We start from the raw sequence: 25,118 nt of genomic DNA on the forward strand, positions 1-25,118 counted from the left end.
ATTCAAATAAGCCATTACTTGTATGTCTTCTTAAAAACATCTTATATTTTAATTTCGATAGATTTTTTTTCTCCATTTTCATAATAAAAAATATAAATATATTTATCACTTACCCTATTTATCTTTACATTTAATAACTTATTTTTAGGATTTATAGTTATTAAGGTCTTAAATTCAATGTTTTTTCCATATTTATTAAAAACCAGTGAGTTAATTGGATGTTTTTCATTATGATAAAAAGATTGCCATGCTCTTACTGGTTTTATACTGCCACTAAATCTCTCAATATCAGAAACCTTATCTAATTGAATTAATTCTATTTTTGAATCTTCAATCATGCTTTCTAATAAAATATTATTTTTATCTTTAATAATTACATTAACGTCTTTTCCTACATTAAATATTTGACTATATTTATGCTTATTATTTGATATTATTTCATCATGCACAAATATGGTATTATCATTTAAACAAATTAGGGTTCTTTTAATTACTATACCTTTATACAATGTATGAATCCCAGTAACATATTTGTATTCTTGAGTAATTTCAAAATCTTTTATCTTAGCCTTATTTTTTTGATACTTAGCTATTTCATAAGATACATCATCAACTGATACAGTATTGTGTGCAAATACACTTCTGAAATAATCACGATATATATCATTTTTTTGATAATTATACGTACCACCATCAACAAAATATCCTGTCTTATTAATATTTAAAATAAAAGATAAATCATCAGCATGTTTATGAGTAGTTGAATGAAATGCTGCTGTAAAAAACAAATATAGATTTTCCTTTTCATAATTGTTTTTATATATTCCTATTCCTCCGTCCTTATACACCTTACTATTATTCTCATGTTTTATTCCTTTCTCACCATTAGTCACAACATACATTAAGTGTTGATTAATTATTGAGCTTCTAATACTTCCAATAGAGATCTTTGCTCTTGTATCTCCAATCATAGGTACATAATTATTATCTTGTAATATATAGGATAGATATTCTTGCATTTTGTACAATATTTTATCTAATTCAAGAACCTTTAATTCATAAAAATCCATAAACTCTTTAATTGTAGTGAATAACCTTAGTACAGTTATTTGATATTCAGGGCTGTGTTCTTTGTGAACTCCAGATTCAGTAATATCTTCATATAATCTATTCAATAATCTATTTATTGATTTATTAAACCATTTTTTATCTTTGTCTAACTCAGGAAATAATACTGACATCTCTAACAATGCTTTATCTTGAAAAATACCATGATTATATTTAGAATAGTTTTTTTCATTTGATAAAAATTCACCATGTTTTTTTAAAATAAGCATGAATTTTTCTTTGAATTTGTCATCATAAAGTGGAGACTTTTTATAAAAAGTCCAAAAATAAATCAAATTAATTAATCTGTTGGCAGTACCATGATCATTCCATGCATATCTATTTACAGAACTTTTTTTATTGGAATTAATACTCCACCAACTTTCAATAAACCATTTAGCTTTTTTTAAATAGATCAATTTATAATTTATTTCAAAAGCATTTACTAGGAAACTAATCATTCTTAAGGAATGGTAATATAACTGCCATGAATTATCTTTAAAGGGATTTTCATTCCATCTTAAATTAGAGCCTAAATCAACTTCCCTCCAAATATTACATAAATATATTTTGTCATTGATTATTAAATTTGCAATTCTTATAGAAGAATTATTAGGGTTAGTTCTTTTAAATACAAATTCTTCTTTATTACTCATTGTAATCCCCCTTAATTCCTTTTAAAATATCTTCAAATCATTTCTTCAATAATTTACAAACTCTACTTTAATATATGATTATTTGATATTTTTTGTGCAAAACAAAAACTGACAAGTGATAATCACCTATCAGTTTCAGAAGAATTGTTAATATTAAATAATCTTTTAAAGAAAGACTTGTTTTCATTTTCACTAATCTTAAATTCTAAGTCCTTAATTTGATTATTTAGGTTTATTATTTCTTCATTTAATAATAAATTCTTTGCTTCATATTCATCAGTTTTATATTTTAAATCAGTTATTTCATTTTTATATTTTTGTATTATATTTTGATTCTTTGATTCATATTCATCAATTTTTTCTTTTAAGTCTGATATTTCATTTTTATATTGTTGTATGTTATTTTCTTTCTTTATTTCTTTCTCTCTCAAATCTTTAAGTTCATTATCTTTTTCTAAACAAATAAGTTCCAACTCATTAATTTTTTCTTCTTTATTAATGAGATTTTCCTGTATATGATTAATATTTTTATTTAGTAATTCTTTATACTCTTGAAATTTATTATATTGTTTATTCATATTTTCAATTTTTCCTTCGTATGATTTCACTCTCATTTTTTGGTTTTTAAGCATATCCTCAAATTCAGCAATTAATTGATTCTTTTGCTTAATCTGTTTTTCTAGATCTATTAATTTATCATTAACTATGCTTATAGAGTTATTACTAGTGGCTGAATGATTATTTAATGTATTATCAGGTTTATTATTATTAAATTCCATTCAAACAGTCCTTCCATATATTACTCTTAATATAAAATATGCAAAACAAATTATATATTATAACTAAAATATCCATTTATTACTTCATTAAATTAACGCTTTTCACAAAAAATAACCTGTATTTCTTTATTTAATTTTATAGCATTTATATAGTAATCAATTTATCACAAATCCTTACTATATTACATATCATGTATTGTAAATACACTTATTTATTGTGCTTTACTGCAAAGGAGGTAAAAATTCAATGACCACGCTACAAACAAGCAAAGAAATAAAAGACATATTTGCTGCTATGGATAAATTGACTATGAGTGAATTAGCTATGGGTCACTTAGATCCTGGTTGTTGCCCAAACGAAAATGAATGTTTATGTGATATTCCTTTTTGTTCTACAATAACTCTTCCTGTAGGTTTCGATTATATGGAAGATATCGGAGATACTGCTAAATTCGCTATTACTAAATGTTGTATAAGAAAAGTTAAAGGTTATTGTGAAGTAGATACCCTTACTCAAATCTGTAATATGCCAGTTACTGTTTCAACTAAAGTTTTAGTTGAAAAAGTATTCGGTACTATCCATTTCATGGTTGCTGTTGATGGAATTATTGGAGATTGCGGTGTTACTTTAACAAATGATGGTTTCGGTAACTGGACTCCTATGCCTGGTCCTCTTACTGCTCTTGACAATAAAACAACTGCATGCTGTATAGGAAATTTATGTATTGATAGGATTGTTAATGTTGTAGATATGGCAGATGCTAACACATGTCCATTGTGGGATACTGATGCTGAATTAACTTGCGAGAATTTTGAACTAATAGACTTTGAAGTTATCTCAGGAGATTGTGATCCTGCAACACCAACACCAACACCAACTCCTACCCCTACTGCTACACCACAGTACGCATGTAATCATAATATCACCATTAAAGGAAAACTTAAACTTGTAGGCTTACCAGATTGTTGTCCTTAAACCTTAATAACTAAATAGTATCTCTAGAAATATTATTTAACTAACCATAGCTTTGGAAATATGCAAAGGGCTTCTTTCAAATATTTTATTAAATCATTTGAAAAGGTAGCCCTTTTCTTAAGTAGTTATACTATAATTTAATAATTATACTAAATAGTTTTCTATTCTACAGGCTTTATCCCAATAAATAAAGCAATATATTTGCTAACCTTTCTTTCATCAACCTTATGCCATTGAACATGTTCAATTATTATTACAGGTTCAACAGTTGTTCCTAATGGAATATTTGGACAAACCACGTTTGTGCTAAATGGTTTAGTAAAATGCGCAAAATGTACAGATTGTTCTGGTTCATCAGCCACATAAGTTAGATGCATATCAACAGACCCACTTATAATAAATTTATTTCCGGCAATCGTACTTATTTGTCTAATATTTTCAACTATAGGATCAACCTCAAAATTAAGAATTTTTTCTAAATCAGGTTTTTGCGCTGGTATTTCTACCGTTCCGTTTATAAGAATTTGAGTATAACATTCTGGTAAATTATCAACTACATAAGTGTTTTCTGTTTCTGACACTAATCCTGCGCAATCAGTTGCAACTGCTTTTACTGTATGCTCTCCTTCAAAATATTCTTCAGTATTCCATTCAAATACATACTCTACACTATCTACATTATTTAATATTTGAGTATCTACTAATTCACCATCAATATATAAATCCACTTGTGCTAAACATTCATTATCACTAGCACTTATAACCAGTGGTACTAATCCATCGACAGTTGATCCATCTGGTGGTGCTAATATATCAACAACTGGAGGTGTATTATCAATTATGACGTTAATATCACTATAGTCTGAATTATTACATTCATCATTAGCAGTTACTCGTAAAATATATTGTCCATCACTTAAAAGTGCAGTATTAAATGGAAGAGCATATTTATCCTCAGAAGGAGTTGTAACAGTTCCAATATTAATAAAAGTGATTCCTCCGTCTGAAGAATAAGAAAATACTACTGAATCTACCGAAACATTGTCATAAGCCTCAGCTATAAGAGTTGCAGTATTTCTTATGAAGTCTCCATTTAATGGAGATATCCAACTTACAGTCGGTGGGTCATTATCTATTGTAAATGGCTCATCTGATACATCTTCTGATTCTTCAATACCATCTGAAGCAATAACCTTAATTACATAATTATCTCCACTTGGAAGTCCACTTGTATCCCAAAAGAATGATTTTACAGTAAGACCTGTAGCTAAAAGATTAAATGTAACTCCACCATCTGGTGAATATAAGACAGTATAGGTTAAAGGTCCTCCATCAGGATTTTCAGCTTCCCATGTAATGGTTATCCCTTCCGGACATATTATTTCTCCCCCATTAGGAGCAACTACAGTTATTGTAGGTGGAATATTGAATATTACATCTATCTCAGAAGTAGTTGTCTGTCCGCAGGTGTCTTCGGCAATAGCTCTTAAAACATAGTCACCTTGAACTAATCCTGTTAAATTCCAGTTTGCACTATATACATTTCCTACAGGTAAAGTGTCCGTTCCAATGGTTATAAAAGTTATTCCATCAGGTGAATACTGGAATGTAACACTTACAACGCCCACATTATCAGAAGCAGTTGCTTGAACTAATACTGGTGATGAACTTACTATACTTCCTGCTGCAGGGTTAATAATATTTACAGTCGGTGGGTCATTATCTATTGTAAATGGTGCATCAGACACATCTTCGGCTGTTGATAATCCATCTGAAGCTACAACTTTAATTAAATATTTATCACCACTTGGAAGTCCACTTGTATCCCAGAAGAAAGATGATGTTGTCAATCCAGATGCTATTAATATATAAGTAGCTCCATTATTTGCAGAATAATAAAGATTATAAGTTAAAGTACCGCCATCAATACTCTCTCCAACCCAAGTAATCGTTGTGCCTTCAGGACAAATTACTTCTCCGCCATTTGGACTTATTACAGTTACTGTTGGTGGAATATTAAAAAGAACGTTTACTTCATCAAACCCAGTCTTACCACATGTATCCTCTGCAGTTGCTCTAACAATATAATTACCTTGAGTTAATCCAGTTAGATTCCATGTAGTTTGATAGAATCCACCAATAGGAACGGTTTCTGTAGCAATATCCACAAATGTGATTCCATCAATAGAGTATTGAAATAATACATTATCAATACCTACATTATCAATTGCAGATACTCTTAAAGTAGTTGATAATGTATTGATTGTACTTCCATCAATTGGTAGTACAAAAAATACTGTTGGTGGAGTATTATCTATAGTAAATGGTCCATCTGATACATCTGACTTTGTTGTTATACCATCTGTTGCAATAATCTTAATCAAATACTTATTTCCACTTGGAAGTGCACTTGTATTCCATGAATAGGAAGTTGTTGTTATTCCTGTTGCAATAGTATTAAATGTAGTCCCATTATTACTTGAATATTGAACAGTATAAACTATACCTACTGCAGAAGGATCACTTAGACTCCAAGTAATATCTACCGGAGATGAACAAAATACCTCTCCACCGTTTGGTGATACTACAGTTATCTCTGGTACTGCACTAACTGTTACTTGAATATCATCCTGACTTGTTCTTCCACAGCCATCCTGTGCTATAGCTCTTAAAATATAATCCCCAACTGGAAGCCCATCCGTCTCCCAATTTCTTGTATAAATATCTCCAGATGGAATTGTATCAATACCTATAGTCGTAAAGGTTATTCCATCTAGTGAGTATTGGAAAGTTACCTGGGTTACAACAACGTTATCTACTGCTTGTGCTTGTAAGTTCACAGGAGATGTGGTTAGTAATTGTCCATTTGCAGGGAATACCCAATTTACACTTGGTGGTGATGTATCTATGGTAAATGGTCCATCAGATATATCTTGACCTGTAAGTTCTCCATCTGATGCAACAACCTTGACTAAATAATTACTACCACTTGGAAGAGTAGATGTTATCCAAGTATATGAAGTAGTAGAAATTCCCGATACTATTTCTGTATAACTTATTCCTCCATTACTGGAATAGGACAAGGTATACGTTAAAGGATCTCCATCTGGATCTGACGCAGTCCAAGTTATATTGGTCTGATTACATATTACCTCTCCACCATTTGGTGAAATTAATGTAACAGTTGGTGGTCTGTTATTTACATCTACTACAGCATCTGCAGATACACTATATGAAGCAGGTGAAGTATCATCCCCAGTTACAACTACATTATTGTTAAATGATGCAGTTGTTGCTGCAGGTGCTTGTGCATTAAGAGTTATTACAAAGCTTCCTAATGGTGGTAATGGGTCAGTAATAGCTGGTGTTGTCCATGTAAGAATTGTAGGACTTCCGCCACCACCTGAAATACTAGTAGGTGCAGGAACTGATGAAATAAATGTCAATCCTGCAGGTAGTGTATCTGTTACTACAACATTATTAAGCGGTAATATCCCATTATTTGAAACTGTTATAGTCCACGGAATAATATCATTAGGATTCACAGATTGCGTTGTAGGAGTTTTAGTTACATTTGGAGAAGCTCCTGCTGTTGCATTTAAAGATTCACAATAATCTAATGAAACGCTATCTCCAAAATTATCATTAAATGAAGCGCTAAAACTTGCTGCTTGCTGCTTCCCTACAAGTGGAGGTGTAACATTAGCTGTAAAGCTTACAATTGTACCCGGTCCATTATTTCCAGCTAAAGCAGTAGAATCCCAAAATAAAATTGTTTCTCCACCACCACCTGTTGTAATACTTGTTGGTGTTATTGTAGCATCAACATTATACACAGCCCAAGGCTCAAGAGTTATTGTTAAAGTTAAATTTTCGGCATTACTTCCCCCATTATTAATAAAATCAAATGTTGAAGTAGTAGTACCTCCTTGTGGTACACTCGCAGGTGTTATATCTAAAAGTACATTAGGTTTTGCTACTGAAAAGAAAATAGAATCATATAAAAATCTTAGATAAGGTCCTTCAAAATTTTCAGAATAAGGTAAGTCCGTGGAATATGAATGCCCTCCTTCATAAACTATCTTACCTGAACCTGTACCATTTTTATAGCTTCCTCCTACCATAAAATCATATTGCTCTCCATCTTCAGTAAAATGTGCCAACACTCTAGTTGCAGCATTATAAACAACATCACTATTGAGCCAAGTTTGTTCAGACCCACCAGGTAATTTTTGAACTGCTAGAGACGTTGTCACAGCCTGAGTTGATGGATAATCACCTACATCAACTGTAAATGTTCCTTCATCTCCATCGTTAGGAAAATCCGGTATGCCTGATACAGTCAGGAAAGGTCCTGCAATATTTTCTATAGCAGATATAGATGCACAGGTTGCATGAAGAAATCCACCTATTCTTAAGAACAAGTCTAATTGCGCTACATTGACAGGATCTTCCCAATTACTTTCAGATGCATGTGGTGATAAGAAAATATCATAGGCTTTTTGCTTACAAGGATCATCCTCATTAAATCCAAAGAATGCACCATTCCCTATTTCTTCAGAAGATAGGACTCCTGGGGAATCATCTTTATCCCATGGAAGTCCAAGGGAGTCAGGAATATTTGCTTCATCCAAATAATCAAAAATTATACCAGAATTATTTTCCTCAACAGCTATTCTAGGAGCTCTATTCATTGTAGCAGCAATTGGTGCTGAAAAACCTACTGTTGCCTGATGAACTGTTGTATCGGGAAATGATGATTGCCAAGCATTAATTATTGGAAGTGCAGCTGAAGCAAATGCAGAATCAATTATAAACGGACCACCTTTGTAGTTATGACCAGATATTGAAGCAAATGTCTGTATATCTATAGCTGATGCAGTAAAATCAGTTCCATCAAATAATTTCCCAGGTTGTATTGCCCATTTAACAGGTATACTATTTTGCAGAAGTCTATATACAAGCCCATATGCAAGCCACATACCATTATCTTGAAACTGTTCTTCCATGGGTATTATAAGAGTACCAGGTACAAAGGTTTCTATGGCCATATTTTCAACTCCTTTCTACACGAATTTTTTTATATTGGCTTTAAGCCAATAAATAACACAATCCTTTTATTAAAGGTTCTACTGTCTAACATGTCCCATCCTACATGTTCTACAAAAATTACAGGTTCTACACATTGATCAATTGAAACATTATTACATACAATTGTTGTACTTAAACCTTGTGCGAAATGTGCATAATGAACTTCTTGTTCTGGTACTGCAGCTACATAGGTTATGGAAATGTCAACTGTACCACAAATTATAAATTTAATTCCTCCATAACTTGAAGTTCTATCAATTTTATCAATTGTAGTATTTATATTTAAGTATAAGATTCTCTCCATAGGTGGTTTTTCATCTGGTATTTTAAGCTCACCATTTATAAAAACTTGCGTATAACATTCTGGAAGATTATTTACTATATAACTACTTTGAGTTGAAGTTATAAATCCTGCACAATCTGTAACTACAGCTTTTACAACGTGTGTATTTTCTGAATAGGTATTTGTATCCCATTCAAACACAATCTCTGAACTTGTTTCACCATTTAATGTTTGTATATCTACAATTTCATTATCAATAGAAAGTTCAATTTTTGATAGGCATATATTATCATTTGCACTTACTATAATTGGAACGAGTCCATCAACTGTTGATCCATTAACTGGATAGATAATATATACTACAGGAGGAGTATTATCAATTATTACATTGATAATCTCAGAACTAGATAAATTAAAGTTATCTTCAGCTGTTGCTTTAAGTATATAAGCACCATCTGAAACCAAAGCAGTATTAAAAGGTAAAACATATACTCCATCTAAAGGTGTTAATACTGTTCCTATATCCGTATATGTTACTCCACCATCATTAGAATAAGAAAAAGTAACGGATTTAACTGCAATATTATCTGTAGCCATAGCTGTTAAACTAACAGTATTAGACAAATATTCTCCGTTTAAGGGTGAAATCCATAAAACTTCTGGAGGTGTGTTATCAATAGTAAATGTAGAATCAGATGTATCTTCTGCGGTCTCTATTCCATCATCTGCTATAACTTTCACAAGATAGTCATTTCCACTTGGTAGTCCGCTTGTATCCCAGAAAAATGATGTTGTGTTAAGTCCAGTAGCTAAAACATTATAGGATACTCCCCCATCAGATGAATATGACACACTATAGATTAAAGGAACTCCATCTGGATTCTCACCTAACCAAGTTATAGTAGTACCTGAAGGCCCAATAATTTCTCCACCATTTGGACTTAATACAGTTACTGATGGTGGAATATTAAATGTTACATCAATATCAGAAATATTGGTCTGCCCACAGATATCTTCTGCAATAGCCCTCAGTATATACTCCCCTTGTATTAATCCTGTCAAGTTCCAGGTTCCACTGTATACATTCCCTACAGGAAGCGTATCTACACCTATATCTATAAAGGTTACTCCATTAGATGAATATTGGAAGGTAACTCTCTGAACCCCAATGTTATCCGTTGCCGTTGCCTGTATCAAAACAGGTGAAGAACTTACTAAAGCTCCATCTGCTGGTTCAATAATATCTACACTTGGTGGCTCATTGTCTATTGTAAATGATCCATCTGAAATATCTTCAGCTGTTGATAATCCATCTGAAACAATAACCTTAATTAAATATTGATTTGCACTCGGAAGTCCGCTTGTGTCCCAGAAAAAGGATGATGTTGTTAATCCAGAAGCTAATAATATAAATGTAGTACCATTGTCTGGAGAATAGAAAAGATTGGAAGTTAACACTCCTCCATCAATGCTCTCTGCATCCCAAGTTATTGTAGTACCTTCAGGACATATTAATTCTCCACCATTGGGATTTGTTATAGTTACTGTTGGTGGAATATTGAAAAGCACCTGTATTTCATCGAATGATGTCTTTCCACATATATCCTCAGCTGTAGCCCTTAATGTATAATTTCCTTGTGTTAACCCTGTTAAATTCCAAGTTGTTTCATAGAATCCACCAATTGGAACAGTTTCAGTTGCAATATTAACAAATGTAATTCCATCAATAGAATATTGAAATAATACATTATCAATTGCTACATTATCAACTGCAGTTACTCTTAAAATAACCGATAATGTATCAATTGTGCTTCCATCAGGAGGTGCTATAAAAGTAACTATTGGACCAGTATTATCAATTGTAAAGCTTCCATCAGATACATCTTCCTTTGATGTTATTCCATCCGTTGCTATAACTTTAATTAAATATTCATTACCGCTTAAAAGTGAACTTGTATCCCATGAATAGGAAGTTGTTGTTATTCCAGTTGCAATGGTATTAAATGTTGTACCATTATCATCTGAATACTGAACAGTATATACTATGCCCAAAGCACTTGGATCACTTATACTCCAAGTTATATCTACTGGTGAGTTACAGAATATTTCACCACCATTTGGAGATATTATTGTTACATCTGGTACCGAACTTACTATAACTTGAATATCTTGTTGATCAGTTCTACCACATAAATCTTCAGCAATAGCTCTTAAAAAATAATTTCCCGATAGCAGCCCATCAGTTTCCCAGTTTTTAGTGAATACATCTCCTGATGGAACATTATCTACCCCTATTGTTGTAAAAGTAATACCATCCTGTGAATATTGAAATGTTACCTGTGCAACAGCTACATTATCTGTTGCTTGAACTTGTAAATATACTGGAGATGTAACAAGAAGGTCGCCAGTTAATGGTGATATCCAGCTTGCTGCTGGAGGTGTGGTATCAATTGTAAAAGTTCCATCTGAAGTATCTTCCCCTGTAAGTTCTCCATCTGAAGCAATAACCTTTATTAAATAATCTGTTCCTGAAGGCAGTGACGTAATAACCCAAGTGTATGAAGTGGTAGTCAGACCACTAACAATATCTATAAAAGTAACACCTGCATCTGGCGAATACTGAATAGAATATGTTAATGGGTCACCATCTGGATCTGAAGCTGTCCATGTGATATCTACTTGCGTACATATCAATTCACCACCATTTGGAGTTACTACATTGACAGTTGGAGGTCTATTTATAACTTGAACTTCAGCAGTTGTTGAAACGTCATATGATGCTGGGGAAGTATCTGTTCCAGTTAACCTAGCAATATTATCGAAAGTTGCTGTTGTGGCAGGTGGCGCCTGAACATTAACATCAATATTAAAACTTGATAATGGTAAAAGAGGATCAGGTATATCAGGTGCCGTCCACGTTAGTATTGTTGGAAGTCCTCCTCCACCTGTTATTGTTGTAGGTGCTGGTATTGATGAAATAAATATAAGCTCTGCAGGAATAGTTTTAGTTACTTGAACATTATCAAGCTGAAGCAATCCATTATTTGATGCTGTTATAGTCCATGAAAATACATCATTAGGATTTACTGTTTGTGTTGCAGGAGTTTCTGTTATCTGTGGAGCTGCACCAGGAGTTCCTTCTATTGATGCACAATAATCTACAGAATAATACTCATAAAAATCGTCTTGATATGATGCAGTATAATTTGCAGAGATTATTTTTCCCGTAAGTGGTGGTGTTACATCTGCTGTAAAGTTTATAATATTCCCTGGTCCAGTATTTCCTACTAAAGATGCTATATCCCATGTTAATATTGTTACTCCTCCTGGTCCTGTTGAAATACTTGTTGGAGTAATATTTGCATCATTATTATAGGTATTCCATGCTTCTAAAGTAATAGTTAACGTTAAATTATCAGCATTGCTTCCACCAATGTTATTTAAATCATAAGTAACTGTTGTTGTAGCACTAGTGGGGGCAGTATTAGGCGTAATTGTTAATTGAAGTGTCGGCTTTAAAACTGAGAAAAAGACTGAATCATATACAAATCTTAAATAAGGACCTTCTTCATTATCTGAATAAGGCAGTTTTCTATCATAATCTTTTCCACCTTCATATACAATTTTCCCTGCACCGGTCCCCCCTTTATAGCTTCCTGCAGCCATAAAATCATATTGTAGCGAATTTTCAATAAAATGAGCTATAACTTGTGCAGAAAAATCATAGGTAACATCTGTGTTCAGCCAAGTTCTTTCACTACCAGCAGGAAGTTTTTGAACTTTTCCTGATGTAGATACTGCTTGTGCTGAAGGAAAATCAGGTACATCTACTGTAAATGTATTATCATCACCCTGATTAGGAAAATCGGGAATTCCAGCAACTGTGATAAATGGACCTGCGAAATTTTCAATTGCATCTATTGAACTTTCTGTTGCATGCACAAATCCACCTATTCTAAGATATAAATCAAGTTGAGCAATATTAGATGGAAGTCCCCAAACACCACTATCACTTTCACTGGACAAGAAAATATCATATGCTAAAAATTTGCATGGATCAGCTTCATTAAATCCAAACAATCCTCCATTTGTAATCTCAGTTGAATCCAAAACCCCTGGAGATGTATTTTTATCCCATGGTACCCCTAAAGAGTCCGGTATATTAGCTTCATTTAAGTAATCAATCATGTTATCTGGATTTTTTTCATCGATACTAATTCTTGGTGCTCTACTCATAGTTCCAGCTATAGGCGCTGAAAATAAATTTGTAGCCTCATGAACGGTAGTATCTGGATATGCAGCTTGCCAAGCAGTTATAATAGGTAGTGCTGCTGCTGCATATGCAGAATCTACTATATAAGGTCCTCCGATATAATCATGATTGCTTATTGGTACTAATGTTTGAATATCCCTAGCTGAAGCAGTAAAATCAGTTCCATCATATAATTTACCTGGCTGTATTGCCCATTTAACAGGTATACCATTTTCTAAAAGCCTATATACAAGACCATAGGCAAGCCACATACCATTATCTTGAAACTGTTCTTCCATAGGTATTATCAACGTACCAGGAGAAAAGTTTTCTATTGCCATTTATATTCTCCTTTTTCTTTGCTTCTTAATATATTTATTATTATGTATCTAAATATATTCTTAAATCTATGCGATTTACTCAACATGTATAACAATGAATGATCTCTACCTCCCTCTTTACTTCTTTTAATAAAAACACTATCTAAAAAGTTTAATTTCTTTGATCAAACTTAAAAGATAGTGTTAGTTTACTTATTAATGTTTTATAGATATTCTTGATTATGGTAAAGTAATATTTAATTGAAGAACAATTGTTTTTGATAAAGTCCTTTCATCAAGCATATATATATTCACATATTCTTCTACAATCTCCACACAAATCGATGTTCCAGCTGTAGGCCCGTCAGGCCATTCTATTAGTTGTGAAAATGGTTCTTCAAAATGAGCTCCATGTACCTGCTGATCAGGAACTTCTGCAACGTACTTCACTAAAATCTTAGCAACTCCTGCAACAATTACCTTTCGTATTGGTAGTGGTGGATCATCATCTGTTAATAGACGCGTATCAATTACCTCAGCCTTTGTAATTTCATATTGAATTTTATACTGCAAGAATGCTTCCATAGGTGGTTTTACATCAGGTATTATTAAATTATGATTAATAACAAATTCTTTGAAAACTTCACTGTTACCATTAGCCATATTATAACCCCCTTCTTAACTATCCTTATTCTGAAGCCAAATTAAAAGTGTCATCTCATATCTAACGTTTCTAGAATCTTCCTTCATAACCACTAAGTCTTCAACGCATATGTGAACCACAAAATCATTTAAATCAAAATCTAAACCTAAAAGTGTACCATCTGGATTCATTACTAAATCCTTAAAGGGTACATCCCAATGTGCAAAGTGAACTTTCTGAGTTAATGTTTCAGAAATATACTCAATCCCTAAAGTTATAATCCCTCCTACTAAAACTTTCTTACCAGCAGGGCTCTTTACAAGTATTTCACTTAACTCATTAATATCTATTTCATGAATCACATTAAAAATTTCCTCAATATTTGGCTTAGGATCTGGTATAGTTAAAATACCACTCTGTGAAACTTGAGTATAATAGTTAATCTCTTCACCCCTCTTAGGACATAATTCATTTGCTGCTTTAGACTGAATGCAACAAATATTTTTATTACAAAATGTTCTCATAGTATTCCTCCTTATCTTATGTGTATCACTTTGTAAAACTCTAAAAAAATTCTTATAATTCATAATATGCTATTTTCAAATAAAGGATTATTAAATTAAAACAAAATAAAAGAGCGATATATTCGTCGCTCTTGTTCTTAAGTATATATTTTCTTATCACAACTATTTTTTTATTATCTATAAACATCAAGTCTTACAAGTATCGCTTTAAAAATCAGCCTTTCATTTTCTCTTATAAAGTCAATCTTTTCTACTACTGGCTTAATTGTTATTGGTGTACCTTGTGCTGGACCATCTGGCCATTCAATTAATGTACAGAAATGTACATCAAAATGAGCAGCATGAACTCTTTGAGTAGGTTCTAACGCTGAGTACTTAACTATTATTTTAGCTACTCCAGCAGCGATAACTTTTTTTAAAGGCCATGGATCCTGTGGATCTGGACTTTCAGGGTAAACTAGATTTGTATCAATAACTTCAGCTTTATCAATAATTACATCAACTGTTCCATCTATTATACATTCCATATCTGGCTTATGAGGTGGAATAACTAATTTAGTATCTATTGCAATTTCTTTGAAAATACCTGTGAATGAAGCCATACATCTACCTCCTTATTTTGGTTCAAGCCAAATTAATATTACAAGTACAGGCTTGAATCTTCTCCTATCTAGAACATGAAATTGCACATGTTCTAAACAATAACGAATATTATAATCTTCTAAATCAAAATTTGGATCTGATATTAACCCTTTATTTGTATCATTATCACAAGGCCTTTCCCCAATAAACCCTTGGAAAGGAATTGCAAAGTGTGCAAAGTGAACTTCTTGTTCTGGCATATCAGCAGAATATTCTACTCCAAGTTTAACATCTCCTTGGAAAACAACTTTTTTATGTGTATCAGGAACACCTAAATCAACATCAATAACATCAATGTTATCAATTATAACTTCAATTTGTTCGTTACTTAGAAATTCTATATCAGGTTTTTCTTCAGGAATCTCCAATATATCACATAAAATTAGTTGAGTAAAATGAGCTAAAAGCGAATCTGGTACTGGACATAATTCTGTCGCATAGTTTACTACATTATTACCTGGACAATCCATATTTCTACCTCCTTATGGTGCTGGTGTTGGTGTTGGTATAGGAGTATCAACTTCTTCTACCCATACAAGCATCAACATTTCAAAATGCGCTGTTCTGTTATCTATAATTTTCTTAGTTATCTTTTCAATACATACGTGTACAACATAATTATCAGGGAAAATTGAATCTGTAGGATCAATTAAGTCACCACATGGTTGCAGTATGATTGCTTGGAATGGAATTTGATAACGCACAAAATGGACAGATTGATTCAAATTAGTAGATACATATTGAACTTTAAGATATACATTACCTACCACAAAAATTTTATTTCCCTTTTCGCCATTAGGAAGCTCAACTTCAATAGTATCACAAACATCGATAGTTATTTCAGGAATTATTTTTATTATATCTTCCATATTTGGCTTTTGATATGGAATTTTTACTGTTTGAGAAATAAAAATTTCAGTAAAATACTTAGCCACTCTGTCAGGTGCAGATGGGCATAATTGCACAATACTGGAATTTAAGTTTCTTGTCATATTGACACCTCCGTGGATTTTAATACTTACAATGCATAATATGATATCCTTAAATAAAATGGGAATGTTTTAAACAAAAAAATCATATATTTTATTAAACAATTTTAGTAGGTGATTAGATGGGAAACTATACGAATAAAAAACTAATAAGCGGCATTTTATCAATTCCATGTCAAAAGCCTCCTATTGAACAAATAATCTATTCTAAATTTAAACCAGCAGTATACAAAATATTAAAATGTGATGATACCTTAATTATTCGAGGAAATGTAACTATTTTTATTGAATATTCTGCAGATGTTGAAACCAAAGATCAACCAGTTCATTTTTGTCATTTTGTTATTAATTTTGATGATATGATATGTAAACCTTCATTATTTCCTCTTCCTGATAGTCTATGTAAAGACGATATCGATATTGAAATCCAATGTCATGAAATTATAAAAATCCCCCCCAAAAGAATCTCTTACTTATTTTTGTTAAATATTAAGATTAATAACGTAAAAATGTATGAATCCTCATATTATTATTAATAATTATTAAAACGAGAAAGTGTACACTTTCCCGTTTTAATATGGTATTTTAAATTTCCTGAATATAAAATCATCATCATGAACACGTTCACTAAAATATTTTTCTCTTTGTTTATTAATTAATTCTTTATTCTCTTTTATTAAAGCATTAACATCATAATAACAATTAAATTGTTTTGTAATATTTATTGTCTTTTTTAGTCTAATTTCATTAAAATGAGAGTAAGCAAAACACAACATGTTATAAATAACATTAGATGTAACTACCTCATATGGATGTGAATTTCTAAAAAGATGTTTAATTTGCACATATGGATTTATTACAATTTTATAACCATATGTCCAAGCTTTAAAACATATCTCCTCATCCTCTTTTCCCCAAACTTTAAATAGACGATCAAATCCATTTATTTTCTCAAATGCTTCTTTAGTTATACCAAGTGCAGCACCACCAGCAATTGGAATTTCCGCCCCTTCACTTGGTTTTCTTGATAACCATTTAATAATAAATTGCTTATTCCAAGTCTGACCATAACCTGCTGCTAAAGGATTATACAAGTCTACAATACATGGTGCAACTAAATCTCCATCATATAATTTCATTGTCTCAACAAGATCATCCAACCATCCATCAGGTACCTTTATATGTGCATCACAGAAAAATAAATATCTTCCATTAGCAGCATCAGCTCCAATATTTCTGGCTTGTGCAGCACCTACATTATCTACCTTTATTAAAACGATATCCTTATATAATTCTTTATACAGATTCTTTTCTAAAAAACCTGTACTATTATCCTGAGAACCATCATCTACAACAATAATTTCAAATTTAAGTTGATTCTTTGAATTCATTAAAGAATCAACTGTCCACTTTAAATTATTAACTTCATTTTTACATGGAATGATTATAGAAACATCTACTGAATTAAGATTATCTATCAAAATATTTACTCCTTCTCTTATATTAATTACTATAAAAAACTATACTATAGAGATTCCAACTCAAATCTAAATGGAATCTCTATATTTGAGTTTAAAAATGAATTCTAAATTTATTAAAAAAATAGTCATCATTATAAGTGCGTTCATTAAAGTATAATGTTCTCCTATTAATAATTTGGGAGTAGTTTTTCTCAATTTGTTTTTGTACAGTTGGAAAATTCATTTGATTCATAAAGATTTTTTTCACCTTATTTATACGAATTTCTGAAAAATGATAGTAAGCAAGGCTCAAAGTATTATATATAATATTAGATGAAGTTACTTTATAATTACGTTTTCTATTAAATAGATGAGCTATTTTAACTTCAGGATTAATTACAATCTTGTACCCATAAAGCCATGCCTTAAGGCATAACTCTTGATCTTCAGCACCTAAAACTTGAAATAAATCATCAAATCCATATATTTTTTCAAAGGCCTCTTTTCTTATACATAAAGCCCCAGCTCCTGCAAAAGGAATTTCATCGCCCATTTTAGGTTTCCTTGAAATCCATCTAACAGATAATCTCTTGTTCCATGTTAACCCATATGCCGCTGCTAAAGGATTATATATATCAGTTATGCAAGGTGTTACAATATCTCCATTAAAAGTTTTTAATGTATTTATTAACCCATCTAACCATCTATGTGGAACTTTAATATGGGCATCACAAAATATAACATATTTACCTTTAGAAGCTTCAACCCCAATATTCCTAGCCTGCCCAGCCCCTATGCTATTTGTTTTGATTAAAGTGATTTTTTTATATAATTGTCCTTTTAAAAACTCTGAACCTCCATCAATTGACCCATCATCAACTACTATAATTTCATATTTAAGTATATTTTGTGATTTCATTAGTGAATCAATTGTCCACTTTAGATTTCCTCCTTCATTTTTACAAGGTACTATTATTGAAACATCAATATTATCATCTAAAATAGCCTTTTCTTTCAACCTACAGCTCCTTTCTTTCTTTATATGTACTTACTCAAAAGTAATTTATACATTTTTTCCTGTTACTCTTATTATATTAGTCTTAGCTACAATATGTTTCTATTAAATATTGCGATTCTTTGAGTAAATTGTGAATAAATTAGTTTTAAAATAAGATGTCTATAACATTTCTTTCCGCCTACACATAAGATATATTAGAAAATCTATAATTAAAAAATACTTCGATAAATAATTTATTTTAAAAAAGTTTATCACTCTATTATTTATTTCTTATAATCACAAGGAAGTGACGATTTAATGAAAAAATTAAAAATACTATTTATAACTAAAGATTTCAGTAAGCATTTGGTTAAAGATTCTTATTATTTTTCAAATGCTCTTTCAAAAATCTCTGATTTAGTTTTATGGCATAACCCTGGAAATATTAGAGAAATATTAAATCATCTTAAACTTAAACCAGATTTTATTTTGCTTAATGACCTGAGGCCAACAAGATGTCCAAAAATTACTGGACTGTCTAATCTGACTATCCCTTTTGGAATTATTATGCACGATCTTCATTATAGACCAAATGATAGAATAAAATTTGTTCGTGATAATAATGTAAAATATATATTCTCAATCTATAGAGATGAATTTTATAGAAGATTTCCTTTTTATAAAAATAGAATGTACTGGATTCCTCATTTTATAGAACCAAATACTTTTAAAGATTATGGATTGCCAAAAACAATAGATTATTTAATGATGGGAGCAATCGCAAACACTTATCCATTAAGAGCAGAAATGCTTTCAATTATGAAAAAAGAACCTGGATTTGTGTATCATAAGCATCCCGGTTATCGTAATATTGAAAATCCTAAAGAATTTGCTGGAACAACCTACGCTAAGGAAATTAACAAAGCAAAAATATTTCTCACAGACGGTTTAATATATCATTATCCAGTAATGAAATATTATGAAGTTCTTGCATGTAATACATTATTGTTAGCACCTAAATCAAAAGAATTACTTGATTTAGGATTTTTACCTGGAAAACACTTTGTATCCGTTCATAGAAGAGATTTTTTACAAAAATCAAGATATTATTTAGCACATGAAGAAGAAAGAAAAGAAATTGCAAAAAACGGCTTTGAAATGGTCCATGCTAAACATTCAGCAGCTCATCGTGCTAATCAATTTATACAAATGGTTGAAAAAATTCTCAAAAAATAATTTGAATAACCTAGAATAATTATAGAAGAGAATAGAGGAGAATACACTATGAGTATCAAAAAAATTTTATATATTGGATGGATAGGTCATCATAATATTGGTGATGATTTATTATTAGACATCTTTAAAAAAATGTTATTAAACTGTGATTCCTCATTAATAATACATGAGTATGATCCAACAAGTGAAAGAAATATCAATTTAAAACACTATGATTTGATTATACTAGGTGGCGGTTCATTATTACGTAATAGTAATTTTGTTATGTTATGCTTAAAAGCAAATAAGATGAATATACCTACTATCATATGGGGGTCTGGAACTGATATTAGAAATAAAGAACATGCTGAAAAGTTAATTAACTATTATCACACCTCTAAAAATAATACTCTCTTTACTAATAAAAAAATGCTTGAGCGAAATATTATTAATACAGCAAGAAATTCTTCATTAACTGGAGTAAGAGGAAATATTACTAAGTTTTTATTAAACTCTAACAATGTAAAAGTAATAGGTGATCCTGGTATTATATTTAGTAAAGTATTTCATAAATTACCCCCAAATGATGACCTAAAGAATTTAAATCTAGATAAAGAAAAAACAGTATTAGTCAATTGGGGAACATCTTATAATCGTATTTTAGGAAATAGCGAAAAAACCGTAGAAGAAAAACTTAAAATTGCTATTACTAAACTACTAGACCAAGGATACAAAGTTGTAATATACCCTATATGGAATAAAGATATTCCAGTATGTACGAATTTTGCCAACAAAATAAATCATGAAAACCTACTCTGTATTGATAAGCTTTATAATGTTTATCAACTGGCAAAACTCATACAATCATGCAAATTTACCATTAATCTAAAATTACACGCCTGCATACTTTCAATGACTTATGGAAAACCCTTTGTATGCTTAGGTTATGGACTTAAATGCTATGACTATGTGGAGTCAATAAATTCAACAGATTTATTTATTTCTACTGATAAGGTTACAGGGCATAGGATTTTAGAGACAGTAAAATATATAAATAATAATTATGAAAATATTCAAGAAAGATTTAACAAAGAAATAAATAAATATTATCAACTACAATTAGATTATATAAAAGAAATTAATAACTTTCTGAAAAACTAGCTAAAAAAATCCTCATTAAATATAAAATGTACCCTATAGAGTAGACACTATAAAAAAAGTCTACTTTATAGGGTATTTTTATGTATAATTAAATAAATGAGAATTCGGGGGATAAAAAATGAGTAAAAAGATATTTACAGAAGAACAAATAGAAACTTTGGCACAAAACAAATACGTAAAAAATGTCACTAATAAAGCAATTACGTATACTGATGAATTCAAAAAAATCTTTATAGCTGAGAATCAGAACGGAAAATTCCCTAGAGAAATATTCGAAGAATGTGGATTTGATGTAGATATCATAGGAATTGAAAGAGTAAGATCATCTGGTAAAAGGTGGAGAGCTGCTTATAGACATAATGGTGTATGTGGTTTAGCTGATACAAGAAGAAACAATTCAGGAAAGCCAACAACTAAAGAGCTTTCTTTAGAGGAGAAATATGCACGACTCCAAGCACAAAATAATTTACTGAAAGCTGAGAACGAACTTCTAAAAAAGCTCGATATGATGGAAAGGATGATGACGCGAAAGAAATAAAAATACTTCCTAAGGACAAGTTTATAATAATAAGAGATACAGTTAAAAAATATAACTTGAAAAATATGATTAGTTATTTATGTAATCTATCGGGCGTATCAAGGTCAGGATACTATAATTATTTTTCTGCAACAGCCATGGAATCAAGAAATAAGCGAGAGCTTTGTGATGAAGTAGCAAAAGACTTGATTTTAAAAGCATACAAGTTCAAGAATCGTAAAAAAGGTGCTCGTCAAATTAAACTGACATTAGACGGTCAGTTTGGTATTGTATATAATTTAAAGCGTATAAGGAGAATAATGAGAAAATACAACATTGTTTGCCCCATAAGGAAGGCTAATCCTTATAGAAGAATGGCGAAAGCCACCCATGAGCACAGAGTTGTCCCTAATTTATTGAATAGAGAGTTTAAACAAAATATCCCCGGAAAAGTACTGCTTACAGATATAACTTATCTAACGTATGGTAATAACAAAAGAGCATATCTATCTACGATTAAAGACGGTTCTACTAATGAGATACTAGCTTATAACGTAGCCACTAGCTTATCGCTAGATATCGCCACTGATACAATATATAAATTATTGAATAATAAAGATATTACTCTTGCCCCTGATGCCTTTATCCATTCAGATCAAGGAGCACATTACACTAGCCCCAATTTCCAAAAGTTAGTGAAAAGTTTTGGATTAGGACAATCAATGTCTAGACGAGGAAATTGTTGGGATAATGCACCTCAAGAATCATTCTTTGGACATTTTAAGGATGAGGCTTACATTAAATCATGCACAGCTCTGGACGAGCTTAAAGATGAAATAGATGAATACATGGATTACTATAACAATTACAGATATCAATGGAATTTAAAGAAGATGACTCCTGTATCATTCAGAAATCATCTTCAAGCTGCTGCATAGTCTTTTTTTATAATGTCCTTGACAAAGGGTACATTTTAATACTATGAGGATTTTTTTATTATATCAATACATAATTAACTTTCCTATTTTTTATAACAATTTTATAAATCCCTTTAATCTTTAGATTATTAGTCTTTATAATTTGCTGTACATCATATAAATCTCTTTCGTAAAATTTAACAGCTTTCTTGCAAGATTTCACAATACTTCTTGGTGCAGATATATATGAAACCCTACATTTTCTTTCTTTAAGTTTCTTAAATAAAAATGACGTATAGTTATTAGATGAGAAAATCGCTATATATTCAACTTCATTCTTCATAAGGTTTATCACCTGCTTACTTTTATAAAATACAATATGATTTTTGTTATAGACTTACTATATAATGAATCTATACTTTATTTCTTTACTATATATTATATTTATAAATCTGTAAGATGGTTTCTTTATTTTAATCTTTTTTATTAAACTCTATTTTCATATATATCTTTTAAACCTTTAACAATATTATCTATATCCCTATAGGAATTAAAATACCCTGGACTTATTCTAACAGTTCCAGTGTCATATGTCCCAATAATTTTATGAATTAAAGGAGCACAATGATATCCTGTTCTTACAGCAATACCTTTATCACTTAAGATATTTCCTACTTCAGAGCTATCTACATTATCTAGATTAAGTGAGACCACAGCACATCTATTATTGTAATCAATTCCTCCGTAAATTTTAACGTAAGATAACTTCATTAATTCTTCTACTAAATATTTAACTAATTTATTTTCATGCTCTCTAATTTTATCTATACCCACATCTTTTATAAATTTAATTCCCTCATACCAACCTGCAATTCCTGGCGTATTTAATGTTCCACTTTCAAATTTATCTGGTAAAATATCTGGCTGTTCAATTAATAGAGATTCACTACCCGTACCACCTTGATTATACTCTTCTAAGTTTATCCCTTCACGTATACATAAAGCACCTGTCCCCTGTGGACCAAATAAGCCTTTATGCCCTGGAATAGCTAACATATCAATATTATCCCTTTCAAAGTCAATATTGACTACTCCTGCGCTTTGCGATGCATCAACAATAAATATTATCCCTGCCGCTCTTGCTATTTCTCCAATAGCTTTGATATCCTGAATTGTTCCCAAAACATTTGAAGCATGGTTTATTACAATTGCTCTTGTATTTTTCTTAATTTTATTCTTTAGTTTATCAATATTCACATATCCTCTACTATCAACATCTATTAAAGAGAGGTCTACGCCCTTTTTATTTAGATAATATAGCGGCCTTAAAACTGAATTATGCTCTATTACTGTACTAATAACATGATCTCCAGGTTTTAATACTCCTTTTATCCCAATGTTCAAAGCTTCTGTAGCATTACTCGTAAATATAATGTTAAATGGACTCTCTATATTAAATAGGCTGCTCAGTTCAATTCTAGTATCAATAATTTTAGAAGATGCTTCTGCTGCCATTGTGTGAGAACTTCTTCCTGGATTAGCAGCATAGTTTTCCATGCAATATAACACTTCTCTATAAACTTCTTTGGGTTTTGGAAAGCTTGTGGCTGCATTATCAAGATATATCATTAATCTTCCTCCTTAAAATCACTATATAATATTTATTATTTTTTCTTTCATAAAACTTAATAAATAACTCTATTTTCCTATCATTTCACGCAACTTATCCATTACAACCTCTTTTTCTTGAAGCACTTTTAATAAGGAATATATCTTATTATTAAAATTCATAGCTAATTCTTCGTTTTTTTCTTTTAATTCAGTTATTTGATTTTCATAGTCATTCATCTTTTTAAAATACTTTTGTTCTTCTTGGTTTCTTTGAATTTTAAGTTTATGAATTATATCCTTAGATAGATTTAATGAATTCAGAAAAGTATTCACTTTATTCTTCAATTCTAAATTGACCTCATTTAATGAGGTGAATTCTTTTTCTTTTTCTTCTATAAGTTTCAAAATGTTTTTAACCTCAATTTTATAGTCTAATAATATACTTTCTTTTTCCTCATTTTTCACTAATAACTCTTCTTCTATTTTTTTATTATTAATTAACAGTTTATTTTTCGCTTCCTCTAACTCACTGATTTGGTTCTTATATTTATTTATATTCTCTAATTCGAATTTATTACTAAAGTCCTTTTCATTTTTAAATTCATCTAATTTTTCCTTATATTCATCGATTGAATTATTAAGATAATCTATATGCTTTTTTAATTCTAAATTATTTTTTTTTAAATTTGATAAATTGATATTTTGTGCTTCTATTTTTCTGAGAAGTTCTTCTATATCTTCATTTTTTTTATTTATGTTTAGATTAAAGTTTTCTTTTTCTTTTTTAAATTCATATACTAAATGTACTAATAAATTATTAATCTTCTTATATGTCTTATCCTTTAATTCATCTTTGGAAATATGTGAAGGTTGACTAATCTCAGTATTTATTTCATATAATGGACCATTATTTATAGTTGTAACAATACACTCTTGTTTTTTGCAAGGCATACTACTCCTCCATAAAAAAAATATATT

General features: G+C 30.7%; 19 protein-coding genes. 5 read left to right on the top strand and 14 right to left on the bottom strand.

The genetic code is table 11. The features are described 5' to 3' along the window. Positions 1–41: 41 nt before the first annotated feature. Both OW730_RS23465 and OW730_RS23470 read right to left on the bottom strand, forming a co-directional pair. Positions 42–1,763 carry an alginate lyase family protein gene (locus OW730_RS23465; RefSeq protein ID WP_271226478.1) on the bottom strand — a complete coding sequence of 574 codons (1,722 nt, stop codon included), beginning with the start codon at positions 1,761–1,763 and terminating at the stop codon, positions 42–44. 122 nt (positions 1,764–1,885) lie between these two features. Further along, entirely contained in the window at positions 1,886–2,542 is a 657-nt protein-coding gene (locus OW730_RS23470; protein ID WP_271226479.1) for a hypothetical protein, read from the bottom strand. 247 nt (positions 2,543–2,789) lie between these two features. Between OW730_RS23470 and OW730_RS23475 the strand changes: the two genes are divergently transcribed. Further along, positions 2,790–3,518, top strand: a complete 729-nt coding sequence (locus tag OW730_RS23475) for a hypothetical protein (RefSeq protein ID WP_271226480.1) — start codon at positions 2,790–2,792, stop codon at positions 3,516–3,518. 161 nt (positions 3,519–3,679) lie between these two features. Here the strand turns inward: OW730_RS23475 and OW730_RS23480 are convergent, their stop codons facing one another. The 7 genes from OW730_RS23480 to OW730_RS23510 form a co-directional block, all read right to left on the bottom strand. After that, the gene (locus OW730_RS23480; RefSeq protein ID WP_271226481.1) at positions 3,680–8,569 is read right to left on the bottom strand and encodes an Ig-like domain-containing protein; all 4,890 of its coding nucleotides are present in this window, start codon (positions 8,567–8,569) and stop codon (positions 3,680–3,682) included. A gap of 29 nt (positions 8,570–8,598) precedes the next feature. After that, the gene (locus OW730_RS23485; RefSeq protein ID WP_271226482.1) at positions 8,599–13,485 is read right to left on the bottom strand and encodes an Ig-like domain-containing protein; all 4,887 of its coding nucleotides are present in this window, start codon (positions 13,483–13,485) and stop codon (positions 8,599–8,601) included. Between the two features lie 219 nt (positions 13,486–13,704). Further along, positions 13,705–14,127, bottom strand: coding sequence for an SPOCS domain-containing protein (locus OW730_RS23490; protein WP_271226483.1), 423 nt, complete (start codon positions 14,125–14,127; stop codon positions 13,705–13,707). Between the two features lie 15 nt (positions 14,128–14,142). Further along, positions 14,143–14,631 (bottom strand): SPOCS domain-containing protein, encoded by a 489-nt coding sequence (locus OW730_RS23495; RefSeq protein ID WP_271226484.1) that lies wholly within the window; start codon positions 14,629–14,631, stop codon positions 14,143–14,145. Positions 14,632–14,804: 173 nt separating this feature from the next. Continuing rightward, positions 14,805–15,233: an SPOCS domain-containing protein gene (locus OW730_RS23500; protein WP_271226485.1), complete on the bottom strand. Its 429-nt coding sequence runs from the start codon at positions 15,231–15,233 to the stop codon at positions 14,805–14,807. 12 nt (positions 15,234–15,245) lie between these two features. Then, positions 15,246–15,743 (bottom strand): DUF3794 domain-containing protein, encoded by a 498-nt coding sequence (locus OW730_RS23505; RefSeq protein WP_271226486.1) that lies wholly within the window; start codon positions 15,741–15,743, stop codon positions 15,246–15,248. A gap of 12 nt (positions 15,744–15,755) precedes the next feature. Then, entirely contained in the window at positions 15,756–16,265 is a 510-nt protein-coding gene (locus OW730_RS23510; protein WP_271226487.1) for an SPOCS domain-containing protein, read from the bottom strand. Positions 16,266–16,384: 119 nt separating this feature from the next. Here OW730_RS23510 and OW730_RS23515 point away from each other — a divergent pair, with 119 nt between their 5' ends. Beyond that, positions 16,385–16,798 carry a DUF3794 domain-containing protein gene (locus OW730_RS23515; protein ID WP_271226488.1) on the top strand — a complete coding sequence of 138 codons (414 nt, stop codon included), beginning with the start codon at positions 16,385–16,387 and terminating at the stop codon, positions 16,796–16,798. Between the two features lie 36 nt (positions 16,799–16,834). Here OW730_RS23515 and OW730_RS23520 read toward each other — a convergent pair whose 3' ends face one another. Continuing rightward, a complete protein-coding gene (locus OW730_RS23520; protein ID WP_271226489.1) occupies positions 16,835–17,743 on the bottom strand; it encodes a glycosyltransferase family 2 protein in 909 nt (302 codons plus the stop codon). Between the two features lie 91 nt (positions 17,744–17,834). Beyond that, the gene (locus tag OW730_RS23525; protein WP_271226490.1) at positions 17,835–18,740 is read right to left on the bottom strand and encodes a glycosyltransferase family 2 protein; all 906 of its coding nucleotides are present in this window, start codon (positions 18,738–18,740) and stop codon (positions 17,835–17,837) included. Positions 18,741–19,037: 297 nt separating this feature from the next. On the opposite strand from OW730_RS23525, the gene OW730_RS23530 reads away from it, so the two are divergent. The 3 genes from OW730_RS23530 to OW730_RS23540 all read left to right on the top strand — a co-directional run bounded on the left by OW730_RS23530 (position 19,038) and on the right by OW730_RS23540 (position 22,550). Next, positions 19,038–19,955 carry a glycosyltransferase family protein gene (locus OW730_RS23530; protein WP_271226491.1) on the top strand — a complete coding sequence of 306 codons (918 nt, stop codon included), beginning with the start codon at positions 19,038–19,040 and terminating at the stop codon, positions 19,953–19,955. Between the two features lie 48 nt (positions 19,956–20,003). Continuing rightward, positions 20,004–21,095: a polysaccharide pyruvyl transferase family protein gene (locus tag OW730_RS23535; protein WP_271226492.1), complete on the top strand. Its 1,092-nt coding sequence runs from the start codon at positions 20,004–20,006 to the stop codon at positions 21,093–21,095. 118 nt (positions 21,096–21,213) lie between these two features. Beyond that, positions 21,214–22,550 (top strand): IS3 family transposase gene (locus OW730_RS23540; RefSeq protein ID WP_442945378.1). Its coding sequence is split into 2 segments (ribosomal slippage): positions 21,214–21,595 and positions 21,595–22,550, totalling 1,338 coding nucleotides; the frame shifts between segments, so codons are not numbered across the junction. 58 nt (positions 22,551–22,608) lie between these two features. Here OW730_RS23540 and OW730_RS23545 read toward each other — a convergent pair. From OW730_RS23545 to OW730_RS23555, 3 genes are all read right to left on the bottom strand, one after another. Continuing rightward, a complete protein-coding gene (locus OW730_RS23545; RefSeq protein WP_271226493.1) occupies positions 22,609–22,872 on the bottom strand; it encodes a putative Se/S carrier-like protein in 264 nt (87 codons plus the stop codon). 143 nt (positions 22,873–23,015) lie between these two features. Next, positions 23,016–24,158, bottom strand: coding sequence for an aminotransferase class V-fold PLP-dependent enzyme (locus OW730_RS23550; protein ID WP_271226494.1), 1,143 nt, complete (start codon positions 24,156–24,158; stop codon positions 23,016–23,018). Positions 24,159–24,227: 69 nt separating this feature from the next. After that, positions 24,228–25,091 carry a hypothetical protein gene (locus tag OW730_RS23555; protein WP_271226495.1) on the bottom strand — a complete coding sequence of 288 codons (864 nt, stop codon included), beginning with the start codon at positions 25,089–25,091 and terminating at the stop codon, positions 24,228–24,230. Positions 25,092–25,118: the final 27 nt, after the last annotated feature.

The organism is Oceanirhabdus sp. W0125-5 (genome assembly GCF_027938815.1).
GTDB lineage: Bacteria > Bacillota > Clostridia > Clostridiales > Clostridiaceae > Oceanirhabdus.